This window comes from Monashia sp. HAY1-5C (genome assembly GCF_056755255.1).
In genome coordinates, this window is record NZ_JBPGXG010000604.1 from 1 (window position 1) to 248 (window position 248).

General features: G+C 68.1%; 1 protein-coding gene. It reads right to left on the reverse strand.

From position 1 onward, the window contains the following. Window positions 1–212: hypothetical protein (locus tag ACR9ZK_RS22910; RefSeq protein WP_481344216.1), on the reverse strand; the 212-nt coding region annotated here is incomplete at its 3' end. Window positions 213–248 lie beyond the last annotated feature (36 nt).

Here is a 248-nt window from a genome sequence, read left to right on the forward strand (position 1 = left end):
GATGCCGGACCGCTCAGCCCGCCATCGCCGGCCGATGGGATCGTGGCCCAGGTGATCTCCTGGTTCCTGCATGCGCTCATCGCGGGCAAGGGCATCGCGCTGCTCGCCTCCTGTTCGGCTACAGCCAGGGGCTGTCCCAGTCGCGGGGCGATGAGGCCTTGGGCAAGCGCCGGCGTCGGCTGGTCAAGATGCTGACGCTCGGCCTGCTGCACGGGACCTTTCTCTACATGGGCGACATCCTGACGCTC